The organism is Bilifractor sp. LCP19S3_H10, assembly GCF_052119185.1.
In the GTDB taxonomy this organism is placed as follows: Bacteria; Bacillota; Clostridia; order Lachnospirales; family Lachnospiraceae; genus Bilifractor.
The window spans coordinates 1-17,039 of record NZ_JBQKFT010000001.1 but is presented as its reverse complement, the minus strand read 5'-3'; the positions used below and the strand labels follow the sequence as shown (position 1 = coordinate 17,039).

General features: G+C 52.3%; 8 protein-coding genes. All 8 read left to right on the top strand.

Annotation, left to right across the window (positions count from 1 at the left end):
* The first annotated feature begins 308 nt into the window (after positions 1-308).
* The 8 genes from ACTQZS_RS00040 to ACTQZS_RS00005 all read left to right on the top strand — a co-directional run bounded on the left by ACTQZS_RS00040 (position 309) and on the right by ACTQZS_RS00005 (position 16,725).
* On the top strand, positions 309-2,891 hold the full coding sequence (locus tag ACTQZS_RS00040) for a glycoside hydrolase family 2 TIM barrel-domain containing protein (protein ID WP_441474013.1): 2,583 nt from the start codon (positions 309-311) through the stop codon (positions 2,889-2,891).
* A gap of 342 nt (positions 2,892-3,233) precedes the next feature.
* Positions 3,234-6,353 (top strand): glycoside hydrolase family 3 C-terminal domain-containing protein, encoded by a 3,120-nt coding sequence (locus ACTQZS_RS00035; RefSeq protein WP_441474012.1) that lies wholly within the window; start codon positions 3,234-3,236, stop codon positions 6,351-6,353.
* On the top strand, positions 6,350-6,733 hold the full coding sequence (locus tag ACTQZS_RS00030) for a hypothetical protein (RefSeq protein WP_441474011.1): 384 nt from the start codon (positions 6,350-6,352) through the stop codon (positions 6,731-6,733). Before ACTQZS_RS00035 ends, ACTQZS_RS00030 begins: the two co-directional genes overlap by 4 nt.
* A 178-nt stretch (positions 6,734-6,911) precedes the next feature.
* On the top strand, positions 6,912-9,716 hold the full coding sequence (locus tag ACTQZS_RS00025; protein ID WP_441474010.1) for a family 78 glycoside hydrolase catalytic domain: 2,805 nt from the start codon (positions 6,912-6,914) through the stop codon (positions 9,714-9,716).
* Positions 9,694-11,451 (top strand): MFS transporter, encoded by a 1,758-nt coding sequence (locus tag ACTQZS_RS00020; RefSeq protein ID WP_441474009.1) that lies wholly within the window; start codon positions 9,694-9,696, stop codon positions 11,449-11,451. The genes ACTQZS_RS00025 and ACTQZS_RS00020 overlap by 23 nt, the downstream gene beginning before the upstream one ends.
* 40 nt (positions 11,452-11,491) lie before the next feature.
* Positions 11,492-12,634 (top strand): alpha/beta hydrolase fold domain-containing protein, encoded by a 1,143-nt coding sequence (locus ACTQZS_RS00015; RefSeq protein WP_441474008.1) that lies wholly within the window; start codon positions 11,492-11,494, stop codon positions 12,632-12,634.
* Positions 12,635-12,823: 189 nt separating this feature from the next.
* On the top strand, positions 12,824-14,113 hold the full coding sequence (locus ACTQZS_RS00010; RefSeq protein WP_441474007.1) for a glycoside hydrolase family 5 protein: 1,290 nt from the start codon (positions 12,824-12,826) through the stop codon (positions 14,111-14,113).
* A 140-nt stretch (positions 14,114-14,253) separates the two neighbouring features.
* Positions 14,254-16,725: a glycoside hydrolase family 3 C-terminal domain-containing protein gene (locus ACTQZS_RS00005; protein WP_441474006.1), complete on the top strand. Its 2,472-nt coding sequence runs from the start codon at positions 14,254-14,256 to the stop codon at positions 16,723-16,725.
* The last annotated feature ends 314 nt before the right edge of the window (positions 16,726-17,039 follow it).

Below are 17,039 nucleotides of genomic sequence, written 5' to 3'. Positions count from 1 at the left end.
TATCACAGGAAGTGAAAACAGACAGATGACGCAAAAAAATGAACCATTTGCGTCATTTGTCTTTTTTTATCCTTTTTTGTGGTAGGCTTGAAAATGTGAGATAAGGGTTTCCGCATGACAAGGCTGTCTGCAGAGGGAAGATTCCTGGGACAGCCGAAGTGAAAACACAGGCGGAAGCCGGGAATACAGAACGAGATAAAACACGCTGCGCGAGTTTTATCTCGCTATCGCGACGCTCGCCGCACACGAATACTTCGCATTCGGCTGCGGCTCACTGTTCGCGTAAATAAAAATTCAGGAGGCAGATCATGATCCGATACGATTTTAACAATGACTGGACGGTAAAACATCTGGGAAGCAGTGAAGAAGGGATAAAGGTCCGGCTCCCATATGACGCCATGCTTCGCGAGAAAAGATCCGGGGAGAGCGCGGGAATGCATAATGTCGGCTGGTTTGCCGGAGGCGATTATGAATATGTTCATCGCTTCGAAGTGCCAGCGTCTTTTGAAGGAAGAAACGTGTTCCTCCTGTTTGAGGGAATCTACCGGAATGCTGAGATCTTCGTTAACGGATGCAAGGCGGTGTCGCGTCCGTACGGCTACACGCAGATCCAGACAGAAATATCAGCTTATCTGCATTATGGCGCCTCAAATGAAGTGCGGGTTGTGGCACATAATGCGGATCAGCCGAACAGCCGCTGGTACAGCGGCAGCGGAATTTACCGGCCGGTCTGGATGTATGTCGGAGAGGCCGATTATATTCCGTTATATGGCCTGAAGGTTCGCACGTTGTCAGTGTGTGATTACAACAGCGAGCATACCTGCGGAAAAGCGCAGGTTGAGGTCCGTGTGCGGACCAGTGCCGCTGGTATGGTCAGTCTGCAAATGACGGATCCGGACGGAAGAAAAGCTGCATATGCAGAAGAGCAGTCCGCTGCGGTTTCTCCTGATGAAGAAGCTGTGTGTGGGTCTTCCGATGAAGCAGAAGAGTCAACGGCAGGAATTCACACAGAGAAAGACAGAAGGGCTGCGGAACATTTTGAGGCAGTATTCCACATTTCGATCGACCGGGCACGACTCTGGAATCCGGGGCGCCCGGAGCTTTACCGGTGCCGCGCAAGGTTTGCGGATGACACCAGTGAGGTGACCTTTGGAGTCCGCGAGCTTTCCTGGGACGCAGAACGCGGTATGCAGATGAATGGAAAACGGCTGCTTCTGAAGGGCTGCTGCATTCATTCAGACAATCAGCTGCTGGGCGCGGAAACTTATCCGGAAGCCGAAGAGCGGAGAGTAAGAATTCTGATGGAAAACGGCTACAACGCCATTCGCAGCGCGCACAATCCGGCTTCGGAATATCTGCTTGAGGCATGCGACAGGCTGGGAATGCTGATGATGGATGAATATGTGGACTGCTGGTATATCCACAAGACGCGATTTGATTATGCCGGAGAAATGACAAAATGGTATCGCTCAGATCTGCGTGATATGGTGGATAAAGATTACTGCCATCCGTCTGTAATTCTCTATTCTACGGGAAACGAGGTGGCGGAAACCGGCGAGAAGAGAGGCATTGCGCTGACCCGGGATATGACGGAATATCTTCACAGACTGGACGGCTCCCGTCCGGTCACCTGCGGCGTCAATATCTTCTTTAATCTGATGTATGCGATGGGATTTGGCGTGTACAGCGATGAGAAGGCGGCAAAAGAGGCGGCCGCCGCAGAAAAGGCAGCAGAGCAGGGAAAGGAACGGAAGAAAAAGAAGACGGTCGGCAGCGAGTTCTACAATCAGATGGCGGGCCTTCTCGGTGACAAGACGATGAAGCTCGGCGCAACGCTTCACGGCTGCGATGTCAAGACGAGGGATGCGTTTGCCGCGATGGATGTTGCCGGCTACAATTACGGTATTTACCGCTACCGGCACGACCTGAAGAAGTATCCGGACCGGCTGATTCTCGGAAGTGAGACCTTCTGCAACGATGCGCATGATTTTATGAATCTGGCGAAAAAGAACCCGCGTATTGTCGGTGATTTTGTGTGGGCAGGCATGGATTACCTCGGAGAGGCGGGAATCGGATCCTGGGAATACGAGGATTACGCGCCCAAGGACGCGGATCAGGCAGGATGGATTTCCGCGGGAAGCGGCAGAGTGGACCTTACGGGAAAAGCAATCGGCGAGGCCAGCTGGACCCGGGTCGCCCTCGAGCAGGAGACCGGCCCGTTTATCGCCGTAAAGCCGGTCTATCAGAACGGCAGGCATACTCCCTCTGCATGGAAGATGTCGGATGCCATCGAAAGCTGGTCCTGGAGAGGCTGCACCGGAAAGAAGGCAGAGATCGAGGTGTACGCCAGGGCGGAGCGTGTGGAGCTCTTCCTGAACGACAGAAAGGTCGGAAGCGCAAGACTGCACGGGAACTGCATTGCCAGATTCAAGGTTCCGTATGAGGACGGAGTGCTTCGCGCCGTTGCCTATAACGGTGATGACAGCCGCATCGGAACCTGCCGGCTGGAAAGCGCAAAGGAGGAAACGACTCTTCAGGTGATCCCGGAATCTGCCATGGAGCGGATCTCCGGCTGCGATACTCCGGATCTGACGGGAAAGCGGCTCACCGCACAGGCCGGAAGGCTCTGCTATTTCCGCATTCGTTACACCGACAGGGACGGCATCTGGAAGCCAATGGAAAAGCACAGAGTGCATATCGAGGTGGAAAACGGGGAACTTAAGGCACTTGGGAATGCCTGCCCCTACAATCCGGAAGGGTATTTGCAGGATACAGTTTCTACCTATTATGGAGAGGCGCTTGCGATTGTACGGGTCGGTGAGAGCGGCACACTGAGGCTGACCTGCAGAGACGAAGAGAGAAGCCGGGACCTGGAGATGGAAATCGTGTAAAAAGCCGAAGTGACGTGCAGGCGGCACAAACGCCGCGACAGGCAGACGAAACCGGTCACATGCAGGCCTGCTCCGTGCTGCGCAGTCCTGCATTTTTACTTACGCGAACAGTGAGCCGCAGCCGAATGCGAAGTATTCGTGTGCGGCGAGCGTCGCGATAGCGAGATAAAACTCGCACAGCGTGTTTTATTTCGTTCAACAGGTACGTACGTTTTTGTACCGATTATGCTAAAAAATGAACCGTTCGCGCTAAAAAAGGATTTGGTTCCGTTTCTTCTTTATAATGAGAAGCATGGAACACAAATCCGCGCGGACGTTTTTTTATGTACAGGGAGGCAGAGAATGAAAAGGAAAAAATCAGCCAGAGCATGGCGGGGACTTACCGGCGTGTCGGCGACTGTAATGGCAATTCTGGTTGCCGGTTCAACCGTTGCAAACGCAAATGCAGCCTTTATCAATACGAGACTGGGAACCGCCAGTCAGAAGATGGTCGATTCTTCTACAGAAGACAGCATGTACTATGACTCCGAATTTTCATCGCTGGAGGATATGTACAATGCGAAGGTAAAGCTGGCCGAGGAGATCGCCGGCGAGGGAACTGTACTTTTCAAAAATGACAATGCGGCACTTCCGCTTGCAAAGAATGAAAAGATTACGCTCTGGGGCATGAATTCACATTATCCGACGCTGGGCGGCATGATCGGATCCTCAACAGCATCCGACACAAAGAACGGGCAGGTTCCGGTGGACCTGGAGCAGGCGTTCACCCAGAAGGGCTTCACGCTGAATCAGAACTTCATTGACCTGTATTCGAGCAAAGAGGCGTCCGAGTACATGAGAACCGGTTTCGGACAGCCCGGGCACGGCCTGATGCCGGCATTCACACCGACCTATGAGACACCGGCGGCTTATCCGGTCGGAGAGATTCCGGCCGATCTCTATACGGAGGATACGCTGAGCAGCGCCGATGACACGACGGCAGTTGTCGTGATCTCGAGAGACTCTTCCGAGGCGGCAGACTATGAGCCGGGGATGAAGAATGCCACAAAGGGCGACTCTTTTGAGCGTCCGCTTGCTCTGTCAGATTATGAGAAGTCCATGATAGATCTCGCAAAGAAGCACAGCACGAAGGTTGTTGTCCTTCTGAATGCGGATAATCCAATGGAAATTGATTCGCTGAAGAAGGATCCGGATATTGATTCGATCGTATGGGCGGGTGAACCCGGAATGTACGGATTCCTCGGAGTTGTAGATGCTCTGGACGGAGATGTAAATCCATCCGGAAAAATCACGGATACCTATGCGGTGAATTCGGTTTCCTCTCCTGCAATGCAGAATTTCGGGGTTTATACCTATACGAATGCATCCAACAACGGCGGCACGCTGACCGAGGACAATAAGGCAGACTGGTTCGCGGTTGAGACCGAGGGAATTTACGACGGTTATAAGTATTATGAAACCCGTTATGAGGATCAGATGCTCGGTCAGGGCAATGCGGATGATAAGGCGGGGTCTTCTACCGGAGATGCCTGGGATTATCAGAATGAGGTTTCCTACCCCTTCGGATATGGACTGTCTTACACGACCTTTGAACAGAAACTGAACAGCGTGGACGTATCTCTGGGAGATCAGGGAAGCGCCTCCGTTACCGTTACCAATACCGGAAAGACTGCCGGCAAGGACGTGGTGGAACTCTATGTACAGACACCATACACAGAGGGAGGCCTGGAAAAATCAGCGATTCAGCTGGTCGGATTTGCGAAGACGTCCGAGCTCGCGCCGGGGGCGTCGGAGGATGTGACAGTTTCCTTTGATCCGCAGTACATGGCGTCCTATGACGAAACCGCAAAGGACGGAAATGGCGCGTGGGTTCTGGATGCCGGGGATTATTATTTCTCCATCGGAAACGGGGCACATGAGGCGCTGAATAACGTGCTGGCGAAAAAGACCGGCTCCACCGGCAAGCTGGAGATGACGACGGATGATGAGAAGGCAAACCCGGACAATGCAATCGTCTGGAATCTTGACAAGCAGGATATCGATACCTATTCCCAAAACGTATCCAACCAGCTTCAGGACGCAGACATTAACAAGCAGATTCCGGACACGGCAGAGTATTCTACCAGAGCAGACTGGACAAAGGGCTGGAAGACCGTGGATTCTCTGACACCGACCGATGAGATGATGACCGGACTGACAAACAGCAAATATGAGCTTACCGAGAACGGTGACGGCGAGAGCTGGGGAGAGGACAACGGTCTGAAGCTTATCGATATGGTTACGATTAAGGATGGAAAAATTACCGGCGTAACCGACATTAATGATGAAAAATGGGACAAGCTGGTATCTGAGATCACGCTGGATGAGGCAATTCAGTTTATCGAGAAGGGTGGAGATGACAATGAGAATATTGATTCCATTCTCCTTCCAAGATCCGATCAGAACGACGGTCCTCTCGGCTTCACCTATGACCAGGTAGCCGGATATTATATTCGCTGGGACAAGAACAGCGACACCAACCATCCGACATACACGACGGCGGAAGATAAAGACGGCACCTACGCGGATAATGTCATGCCGACGGAACCGGTTGTGGCTGCAACCTTTAATCAGGATCTGGTTCACCGGGAAGGTGAGCTTCTTGGAGAGGGTGGCCTGTGGTCCAATGTTGCAGGAATCATTGCTCCGGGAATCAATCTTCACCGTGTGCCGTACAACGCGAGAAACCATGAGTATTATTCAGAGGATTCCGTGCTGACAGGAACTCTTGCGGTAAGCCTGTGCACAGGAATTCAGTCCAAGGGTATGTATGCGGAGCCGAAGCATCTGGCCGCAAACCATCAGGAAACAAACCGGTCCGGCATGTCTGTATTTTCCAATGAGCAGGGGATGCGCGAGAACGAGCTCAGAGGATTCCAGATGGTGCTGTCCACCAACAGTGCCGGAAATGTAATGACATCCTTTAACCGTCTGGGAACGGTTTTCGCAGGTGCAAACGAGAATCTGCTGATCAATATTCTGCGAAATGAGTGGGGATATGAAGGCGCGGTCGTAACCGATATGATCAATGGCGCCGATTACATGAACTGGAAGGATATCACCTTTGCAGGCGGCGGAAACTGCCTTACGACTTCTGCTTACGACACATCGAAAATCGGCACCATGGCAGCTTCAAAGGCACTCATCGCTAAGGATACTGCTTTCCAGAAGATGATGAAGACCAATATCAAGTACTGGCTGCACACACTGGCGGGAAGCCTCGTGATGAACGGAATTACGCACACCACCGAGCTGAAGCATGTAACTCCGTGGTGGCAGGCGGCAATCTATGGAGGAATTGCCCTGTTCGCGGCGCTGACGGTTATCTTTGCCGTACTCTATGTTACCAAAGAACGCAAGCTCAAGGCTGTTCAGATCGTGGATGCATCCGGAGCAGACGCAGATGAGGAGGTAAAAAAATGAAAAACAGAGCAGCAGGATTTTACCTGACACTGGCTGCCGCCATCCTGGCGGTAGCATCCATCATCATGTATACACGCGCCATGTACAAGACGCCGGCGGTATTTGTCACTCTGGCAGCAGTAGTGGTGATCGAGGCTGTGACAATCATTCTGAACCGGAGGGGACTGAACAGCTGGCTTCCGCTGGTCGGAGCAGTGCTGATGGGTTTTGCAGCTGGATATTCGTTTAAGCCGATGGTCAATCAGATCGGCTATGTGATTGCCGGGCTGGATCAGATCGACACACTGATTCCGTTCATCATTTTTGCAGGAATTGCGATCGTCGGAATGCTGCTTTACCTGATTGCGGGGTTTTTGAAACAACAGAAGGATGAAAGATGAACAGACTGCGGAAGCGCAGCTGATTGGAAATGGAACGGCCGCTCAGAAAAGGGCGGCTGGTTTCAGGTTGAAATACCAGGTACGACTTTACGAAGCACCATCATGTTAAAATAATTGGTGTGTTAATTTTCTGAATGCTCTGCGAGTGGAAGCGGTCGAGGGAAAGGGGTGCAGATAAATGCTGAGGATTCGTTCATTTACCGTGCAGAATCTGGAAGAGGGATGTGTGACAGATTCCTCAAACCCTGCGTTTTGGTGGGAGCTTGAGAGTACCGGGAAGGATGTGAAACAGACCTGCGCGGAACTTACCGTCGGAGACTGGACGGTGAAGCTCGCCGGGGAAAACCGTGCGGTTTATCGCGGCGCAAGTCTCAGATCTTTTACAAGATACCGGGCGGAGCTTTGTGTCACGGATAATCACGGAGAGAACGCATCGGCTGAGCTTTTCTTTGAGACGGGAAGAATGGGAGCACCCTGGATCGGAAGATGGATTTCTGACGGCGCGTACCGTTTTACAGAGAAAAAGGCTTCTCCGGTCCCGATGCACTTCAGGAAATGTCTGAACCTTACGAAGAGAGTAAAAAGGGCGGTGCTGTACAGCACCGCTATGGGTATATATCAGTTCTATGCGGATGGAGAGAGAGTCGGCGGAGATTATTTCGCCCCGGGTTTCACGGCATATGGGAAGCAGCTTCAATACCAGACATATGATCTTACGGAGCAGTTTGAAAACTGTGGCACACACATTCTGACCGCGGTCGTCGGTGGCGGCTGGGCTGTCGGACGCTACACCTATAAAGAACGCTGCCGGATTTACGCGAACCGTCAGGCGCTTCTGGCTGAGGTCCGGATCTGGTTTGAGGATGGATCGGAGCAAGTGATCGGAACAGGATCCGACTGGGAGGTATCCATGAACGGACCGTTCCTCGCAGCGGAATTCTACAACGGCGAGTCCTTTGACGCAAGGCGCATGGCCATGCTCGGTCATGCTGGAGACAGAACAGACGCGGCAAATCAAACGGACGGATGGCATCCGGCGCGTGAGGAAAAACTGAGAATTCACCCGGACATAATCGCACAGTACGGAGACCCCGTGCGTGCGCATGAGGTTTTCCACCCCGTAGCGGTCACCCGCTCGCCTTCCGGAAAGATTATTTTTGATTTTGGACAGAATCTTGCGGGAGTAATCCGCATCCGTCTGAAAGGAAGTGCCGGGCAGAGGATTACCATCACCCATGCAGAGGTTCTGATGGACGGAGAATTGTACCGGGAGCCTCTTCGAAGTGCACGGCAGGAGGCTATTTATATTCTGAAGGACGGTGTGCAGGAGTACGCGCCGTCTCTCACTTATATGGGATTTCGGTATGCTGCCGTCGAAGGCGCGGAAATAATGGCGCTTTCTGACGCTGCGGATCAGGCTGCGGAAATCCGTTCATCTTCCTGTGCTGCGGCTGTTGAAGCGTATCATCAGAGATCCTCCTTCACTTCAGCCGGCGAGGCGGAGAACCCTACGGCTTCTGAAGGTGACCTGCCTCAGATTCTGAGGGTGGAAGCAGTGGCGCTGTATTCCGACATCCGTGACAACGGAAGCTTTTCCTGCTCGAATCCGGATCTGAACCGTCTTCAGGAGAATATCCGGTGGGGCGCGAAGTCCAACTTTGTCGATATTCCGACAGATTGTCCGCAGAGAGATGAGCGGCTTGGCTGGACCGGCGATATCGCTCTTTTCTCACGGACTGCAGTATATAATTTTGATATGTCCCGCTTCCTTGGAAAATGGCTGCGGGATGTGAAGGCGGAGCAGAGATGGGGCGGCGGGATTCCGATGATTGTCCCCTTCGTCAAGGTGTACTGGCAGTGGGAGCTGGTCGTGACGATGGCGGTGGATCACTGGGGCGACGCCTGTATTCTGGTGCCGTGGGCGGAGTATCTTTCCAAAGGGGATCCATCTATTCTAAGAGAGATGTATCCGGTTATGGAGAAGTATCTCAGGGCCTGCCGTTTCTGGGCCGGACTTTTTTCCTTCGGGAAGAGACGGTATATCTGGAAGCTTCTGCATCATTACGGCGACTGGTGCGCACCGGGAGTTGACATGTGGACATGGATGCGCAGAGGTAAGTATACGGCGACGGCCTGCCTGTCGAACTCGGCGGCAATTGTCAGCCGGATTTCAGAGATTCTGGGGAAGAAGGAGAATGCCGCGAAGTACCGGAAGCTGCATGAGGATACGGCTGACGCGTACCGGAGTCTTCTCATGGATCCGGACGGAAGGGTTAGGGATGAATTCCAGACCGCATACGTACTCCCCTTGTATTACGGAATGCTGCAGGGAGAGGACCGGAAGAAGGCGGCGGAACATCTGGCACGGATGGTAAGAAAAAATGGTTATCATATCGGAACAGGTTTTCCGGGAACGCCATATGTGCTGTTTGCGCTGGCAGATAACGGGTACCCGCAGGAGGCGTTCCGCATGCTTTTGAATGATACGTGTCCGTCATGGCTCTATGAGGTAAAGACCGGAGGAACAACCATCTGGGAGAGATGGGATGCACTTCGTGAGGACGGAAGCTGTAATACCGGGGAGGGTGACGGAACCGGAGGCATGGTGTCCTTCAACCACTACGCAAGCGGAGCGGTGGGAGATTTCTTTTACCGGAGAATCGCGGGGATCGAGCCGCTTGAGGCCGGGTACCGCAGATTCCGCATCCGTCCTCTGATCTGCCGTGATGAAGAAAATAATGGAAGGTTTTTTCTCACGCAGGCGAGAGGAAGCGTCAGAGGCGCGTACGGAGAAATTGTCAGTGACTGGAAAATTGTCGACGATACATTTGAAATTCATATCCGCGTTCCGGCTGGAACAACCTGCCGCGCAGAGCTTCCTGACGGAAGCTGCCACGAAGTGGGAAGCGGAAGCTGGACCTACGCCGTAACGGTTGTCAAAGGAGAGGAAGGAGTACAGAGTGAAGATCACGAAAATTGCTGAAAAGTCTGCATTTCATACCCGGATCACGTCTTCTAATGTAAAAATTAAGGAGATGTTTTTCGGATATCTGGGAGCGCCGTTTCTGGCAATGATCTCAAATGCTGTTTTTGCGGCGTATCTGAATCGTTACTATGTTGATGTATTGGGATGGACAAAATTTGGTCTGTTCTCAGCGCTTCTTCCCATGGTTTCGGTGATATTTGTCATCGCGGGAAATTTCGTGGTGGGAAGTCTCATTGACCGGACGAGGACGGCAGCCGGAAAGGCGAGGCCATATCTTCTGCTGTCGATCCCGCTTCTGGCGGCGGCGATTCTGCTTTTGTTTCTGACGCCGGTAAAGGGAAGCGGTCTGGCGCAGATTCTCTGGATTGCGGTGTCCTATAATCTTTATTACGCTGTAGCGTATCCCTGCTATTACACAGCGCACAACTCCATGGTATCTCTTTCTACCCGGAATTCTTCCCAGAGAGGCATTCTGGCCACTTTATCGAACGCGTCGACAGTCGGAGCTGCGGGTGTGGGCGGCAGCATACTTGTGCCGATTCTCCTGCAGAGCTATATGTTTGTCACAGATGAGAACGGGCTGAATGTGGAGGCAAGCTACCTGCACTGGAGAGTGCTTGCGGTCTTTCTGGCCATCCTGACCGCGGTCGGAGTTCTGTTGGAATATTATTATACCCGTGAGAGGATCACAGAGGAAAGTCAGAATCTGAATCTTCAGGAAAAGAAAATCCCCACCAGAGAGCATATCCGTGCTTGTGTCCATGACCGGTACTGGTGGATGATGATTCTGTTTGTTCTGGTCTTTCAGATGGGTCAGGCATTCAAAAACGGATCTATGAGCTTTTTTGTCCGGTGGATGTTTGACGGTGTGATTCATTCCTCAAACCCGGAACAGATGTCCGGTACTCTGATGTCGACGCTGGGACTTGTGGGAGGAATTCCGACGGTAATCGGTATGTTCCTTGCATGGCCGCTCGCAAATAAGCTTGGGAAGAAAAAATCAATTCTGCTTGGTCTCATTTTTGCACTTGCCGGGGGCATGGTCGCGTTTCTCAATGTCAATAGCTTTGTGATCGTATGCATCGGCGTGATTCTGAAAGGAATTGGAATTATTCCGGCGCAGTATGTTCTTCTTGCGCTGCTCTCGGATGTACTTGATCACCTGGAGGCGAAAAACGGATTCCGGAGTGACGGATTTACCATGTCGATCTACAGCGCGGTTTTCGTCGGACTGGCAGGAATCTGCAACGGCGTTCTGAACGGTATGCTGGCTTCCTCCGGATATAATAACATCGGCATCGCAGCTGATCCGGCAAGCGGGAAGTTTATTCAGGATATTTCCTCATGGACCGGGCGGGTTGTATACCGACAGTCACTGGGAACGGAGCATGTGCTTGCGTTTCTGTATCTGGCGGTGGACATGATTACCTTCGCGGTCAGTATTTTCCTGATTCTCGGGCTGAATGTGGAGAAAAATCTGAAGGAAGATCAGGAGATGATTCTGGAGCACCAGAAACAGGCTGTTCTGGCCGAGGGCGGCGTCTGGGAGGATCCGTCCGTTAGAGAGAAGCGGGAGCAGGAGGAAGCGGACCGCAAGGCGGAACAGGACCGGATTGCAGAGCTGCAGGCATACTGCAGAAAAAAGAACCTTGATTTCGAAGAAGAAAATCGGAAATATCTCGAAAAAGAGGCAAGGAAAAAGAACTCACTGATCGGAAAACTCCTGGGGTAAGGAAATTCTGACAGGTCAGAAATGGAGAGGTGCAGAGAAGATGAATGTAAAGAAAAGAAAGGTGGGCAGAGTGGTGCGGAGCATTCTCCTTGCTGTGGTGATTGCGGCTGCCGTGATAATGGGAATCTGGCATAAGACAACGGCAGCAGTCTTCCATAATCTGACACAGCCACACGTCCGTGTGCCTGACACGGATACATGGACGGGCGGTGAGTCTTATTTGAAGATTCCATATAGTTCGGTTTCTGATTCGGATTATGTTGACCTTTATGTTCCTTCCGATGTGAAGAATCCTCCGCTTTTGATTCTGGTCCACGGGGGCGGTTTTGTCACAAATGACAGTCAGTCAAAGCAGGCGGTGCTGATGTACCGGTATTTCCGGGATCATGGATATGCGTGCGCCTCGGTCAACTACAGACTGGCAGAGGAAGCTCCTTTCCCCGGGGCAATTGAGGATGTGAAGGCGTGTATCCGGTTTCTTCAGGCAAACGCCGGGACCTATGGATATGATTCCGGGCGAATGGCCATATGCGGTGAATCCGCAGGAGGCTACCTGGCAATTGCCGCAGCCATGACGAATGATGAGGAGTTTAACAGCCTGCCATATATCGGAGAAAGCAGCGGGGAATCAGACGGCTGTTCCGATGATGGAAGCAGCGGCAAACAAGAGGAAGAACAGAGCTCTGCTGCGGGCGAAGATTCCGTACCGGCAGAAGGTGTCAATCCGGCGATCCGGGTTCTGATCGACTATTATGGAGATGTTGATTTCACGAGCCTGGATGCTCAGTGGAAGGAGATCGGTTATTCTTCTGTCGTGCGCTCGATTGCCAACGGATGGATTCAGAAAAACCTTCCGGAGGGCTACACGGATATCCACAGCTACTGGCTCCGCAAGGATATTTCGAAGCTGAGTAAAGACGAGCTGGCGCCGATGCTTCTGAATAATTACATTGATGAAAACCTACGTCCGGATTCCGATCTGTCCGTCTACATTTCCCATGGAGATGCAGATCTCACGGTACCGGTCACACAGTCTCAGAATCTGTATTCGAAAGTATCCGGCATCATCGGTACCGGGCGGACAAAGCTGAATATCGTAAAAAATGCGGGCCACGCAGGAGACGGGATGTACTCGGATCGGGAACTGGAGAAGATGGACCGCTTTATACAGGCACACATGTAGAAACGGGTGGCCTTTTGCAGAGCGAGGCTGTCCGTTCGCATGCCGGAGACGGACTGCACACCCGCAGACGGGAAAAATACGGCAGTGACTATGTATCGGCGATATATGCATATGCCATGTTAAACTGCTGAAGCTGGATCTGGAATGACCAGGGGAAGAAAAGCCTGCAGGAATAACCGGAGGAGAAAAATGGAGAAGACGACACAGAACAATCCGTTTCACGGGGTAAATCTGGGAAACTGGCTGGTGCTGGAGAAGTGGATGTCTCCGGAGATGTTTGACGGAACGGATGCGGAGGATGAGACATGGCTGAACCGGGAGGCGTCCTGGGGGATTATTCCGGAGAATTCGTTCTGGGCGAAGCTTCCTGCTGATGATCCGGGATATCAGACGGGGCAGATGACCAGAGAGAAGCTGGATCAGCGCATGAAGTATCACAGGGAGACCTATGTGCAGGAGAAGGATTTTGAATGGCTGCACAATCATGGAATCACCCATGTGCGCATACCGGTGCCGTTTTTTATCTTTGGGGATCGTAAACCCTATAAAGGCTGTCTGGAATACCTGGACCGGGCATTTGTGTGGGCCCAAAAGTGGAAGATCAAGATTCTGATTGATCTTCACACGGCCTGCGGGGGACAGAACGGTTACGACAACGGAGGAATTACAGGCGTATGCAAATGGCACAAGAATCCGGAAGAGGTGGAGTTTGTGCTGCACGTTCTGGAGAGGCTGGCGAAGAGATATGCGGAGGAAAGCGCACTCTACGGCCTGGAGGTCCTGAACGAGCCCATCAGCCGCCTGGTATACCTGACGGCGCCTTCCACAGGGAAGGCCAGGGATCTTGAGGAGGCGGAGGGCTCCGGTCATGTACCTACCGTTTTTCTGAAGGATTTTTACCGGAGGGCGTACCACAGAATCCGCAGATATCTGCCGGAATCCAAAACGATTGTCTTTCATGACGGGTTCCGGCTGAATGTGTGGGGAGACTATTTTGTCCGCCATAAGATGAAAAACGTCTGTCTCGACACGCATATGTATGTTTTTGCCATGGAAAACTTTTTTCCGGTGCATAAGCCCTGGGTATATCGTACCTACCTGGCGATCAACAAACAGAGAATCCGGCTGGCGCAGAGTTATACGCCGGTTATTGTGGGAGAATGGTGTGTCACGAATGAATATGCCTTCGGGATTCGAAGGGATTTCACCAGAGGGGCACTTTCCGGAATGGCAACCTCTCCGGACGCAAGGAGGTACCAGATCAATGTTCCGCTTCCTGAGCGGGAGAAACAAAAGCGGTTCCTGCGTCTTGCCCGTGCCGAGCTTCGCACCTGGGAAGAGACAGAGGGGTGGTTTTACTGGAATTATCAGCTTCTGCGGGACCGGAGAAAAAAGACAGATGAATATTTTAAGGAAGCCTGGGATTTCGCGCGGTGCATGGAACGCGGATGGCTCCCGGCTGCATTGGAGAGCGAATAACGGCCGGCGATCACGGATATCCGATACACGGAAAACATGGCCGTCAATGCGGGACTGTACTGGAGATGGAATAATTGTCGGCGATCCCTGACATGAAGAAATTGATTTTTTGTCAACAATGAATGAAAGGACTTTATTTTATGAAACACGCGGATATTGTCAATCGGATGACGGCGGAGGAGAAGGCCGCATTTCTTTCGGGGAAAAGTGAATGGGAGTCCTGGAATTTTGAACGGATCGGAATTTCGTCGATCTTTATGTCGGACGGACCGAGCGGAATCCGCAAGCAGGCCGGCGAGGGCGACCACCTTGGCTTGAATCCCTCGGTTCCTGCGACGTGTTTTCCGTCGTCAGCGACTCTCTGCAACAGCTGGGACGCGGCCCTGATGGAAGAAGTCGGAGAGGGACTGGGAAGGGAAGCCATGGCGGAGGGAGTCAATGTACTTCTGGGGCCGGGCATGAATATCAAGCGGAATCCGCTTTGCGGACGTAATTTTGAATATTTTTCCGAGGATCCGTATCTGACGGGGAAGCTGGCAGCGGCAGAAGTGCGGGGAATTCAGTCCCGGGGTGTGGCTGCCTGCTGCAAGCATTTTGCGGTGAATTCGCAGGAGACCCGGCGGATGGCCATGAATGCGGTTATCGATGAAAGGACACTTCGGGAGATTTACCTGACTGCGTTTGAAATCGCGGTGAAGGAGAGCCACCCGAGGGCGATGATGTCAAGCTACAATGAGGTGAACGGAGTATACGCGAACGAAAACCGTCATCTGCTGACAGATATTCTGCGGAAGGAATGGGGGTTTGACGGTTTTGTTGTGACCGACTGGGGCGCAAGCAATGATCATGTTCTCGGTGTGAAGAACGGCTCAAACCTGGAGATGCCGAATCCGGGACTTGATTCGGCCAGAGAACTCCTGGCTGGGGTTAAATCAGGCAGGATTTCGCAGGATGAGGTGGATCAGAGAGTCGATGAGCTGCTGGATGTGGTGCTGGAGCTTACCGCTGAGGCAAAAAAGGTCCGTCAGAATCATGACGATCATGACGGTTCTGTGCAAGCTTCCTGTTTGGATAAAGACGCGATACACCGTGATAACCACCGTCTTGCACGAAAGGCAGCGGCAGAGAGTATGGTTCTTCTGAAGAACGAGGATCGGATTCTTCCATTGAAGAGCAGGACAAGGATCGCCATCATCGGAGATTTTGCATTTGAACCGCGCTATCAGGGCGCCGGTTCCTCGATGGTGAATGCGACGAAGGTAGAAAACATCCGGGATCTCGCAGGCGGCTATGATCTTCAGGTTGTGGGCACGGCAAGAGGATACCGGAGGGATGGGAGTGAGGATGCAACCCTGATCGGGGAAGCGGTTTCCCTGGCGAAACAGGCAGATGTTGTGTTGCTCTTCTTTGGCCTGAATGAGCAGTCCGAGTCTGAGGGCCTTGATCGCACACATCTTCGCATTCCGCAGAACCAGATCACTCTGATGCGCGAGATTCAGGAAGCAAACCGGAACACGGTCGGAATTATCAGTGCGGGATCGGTCATTGAGATGCCCTGGCACAGCCTTTTCAAGGGGCTTCTTCACGCGTATCTACCGGGACAGGCTGGCGCGAGTGCAATGCTTGACGTGCTCACCGGCGCGGTAAACCCATCCGGACACCTCGGAGAAACCATTCTGAATAAATATGAGGATACACCGTCGTATTCGTATTATCCGGCTCTTGAGCGAAACTCTGAATATCGTGAGAGCGTATTTGTGGGATACCGGTATTTTGAGACCGCAGATGTTCCTGTGCTCTTCCCGTTTGGGTATGGGCTTTCCTATACCACCTTCGAATATTCCGCTCTGCAGGTAGAAGAATCGGGAATCCGGTTCACGCTGAAAAATACCGGCACCCGTGACGGCGCCGAGGTTGTGCAGATGTATGTGGGAATGAAAGATTCCGCTCTTTTCCGACCGGTCCGTGAGCTGAAGGGATTTGCTAAAATCTTTCTAAAGGCCGGAGAAGAAAAGAAGGTGAGTATCCCGTTTGATGACAAGACCTTCCGTGTGTGGAACCGCATGACGGACCGCTGGGAAATCGAAGGCGGAACCTATCTGATATCTGTCGGTTCCAGCTGTCAGGATCTTCGACTGACATGTTCGGTGGAAAAGCAGGGGGATCTGGAGCGGATTCCCTATGACAGGGAGAAATGCGGCTGCTATTACAAGGCGGACATCCGAAGAGTCTCTGATGAGGCGTATGAAGAGATACTGGGGTATCCGGTTCCTTCCGGCTCCTGGAACCAGAAAAGCCTCGGTATCAACGATGCCCTGTGCCAGATGTATTACGCGAAGAGTCCCATCGCCAGAAAGATATATAAGGTTCTGGACAGGAAACTGAAAAAATCGCAGGCGGAGGGAGGCGTTCCGGATCTGAATACGATGTTCCAGTATAATATGCCGTTCCGCGCCATTGCCAAGATGACCGGCGGCCTGGTCTCGATGGAAATGGTAAAAAGTATTGTAGAGATGGTAAACGGACACTTCTTTCGGGGAATGGGAGGTGTCATCAGCGAATTTTTCCGGAACAGGAAAGAAAATAAGCAATATCTCCGGAAATTAAAATGAAATTGAAACGAATATGAAATCGATAGGAACAGACAAAGGCAGGTTCGTGACGGACCTGCTTTTCTGGCAGTGCGCCTAGCGGCGCACGTTTCCAACGGGTTCAAGTCCCGAATCCACCCGGTAGTGGGAAGGATATAGCCGAAGGCAAGGGTGTCCGCCGCGAGACGGAATCTGAAGGAAGCTGGATGTGGGGAACATACTAACCCACGGGCAAATCTCCGGTCTGACGTACAGAAATCTTATACGAGGTTATGCATGAGGGTAAGGCTGCTGCACAAGTCGAAGCCCAATAACTACACGGAATCATGCATGAT

Excerpts from the sequence above, each read along its gene's own strand:
- ACTQZS_RS00040 (WP_441474013.1), top strand. The coding sequence starts at position 309 with ATGATCCGATACGATTTTAACAATGACTGGACGGTAAAACATCTGGGA.
- ACTQZS_RS00035 (WP_441474012.1), top strand. The coding sequence starts at position 3,234 with ATGAAAAGGAAAAAATCAGCCAGAGCATGGCGGGGACTTACCGGCGTG.
- ACTQZS_RS00030 (WP_441474011.1), top strand. The coding sequence starts at position 6,350 with ATGAAAAACAGAGCAGCAGGATTTTACCTGACACTGGCTGCCGCCATC.
- ACTQZS_RS00025 (WP_441474010.1), top strand. The coding sequence starts at position 6,912 with ATGCTGAGGATTCGTTCATTTACCGTGCAGAATCTGGAAGAGGGATGT.
- ACTQZS_RS00015 (WP_441474008.1), top strand. The coding sequence starts at position 11,492 with ATGAATGTAAAGAAAAGAAAGGTGGGCAGAGTGGTGCGGAGCATTCTC.
- ACTQZS_RS00010 (WP_441474007.1), top strand. The coding sequence starts at position 12,824 with ATGGAGAAGACGACACAGAACAATCCGTTTCACGGGGTAAATCTGGGA.
- ACTQZS_RS00005 (WP_441474006.1), top strand. The coding sequence starts at position 14,254 with ATGAAACACGCGGATATTGTCAATCGGATGACGGCGGAGGAGAAGGCC.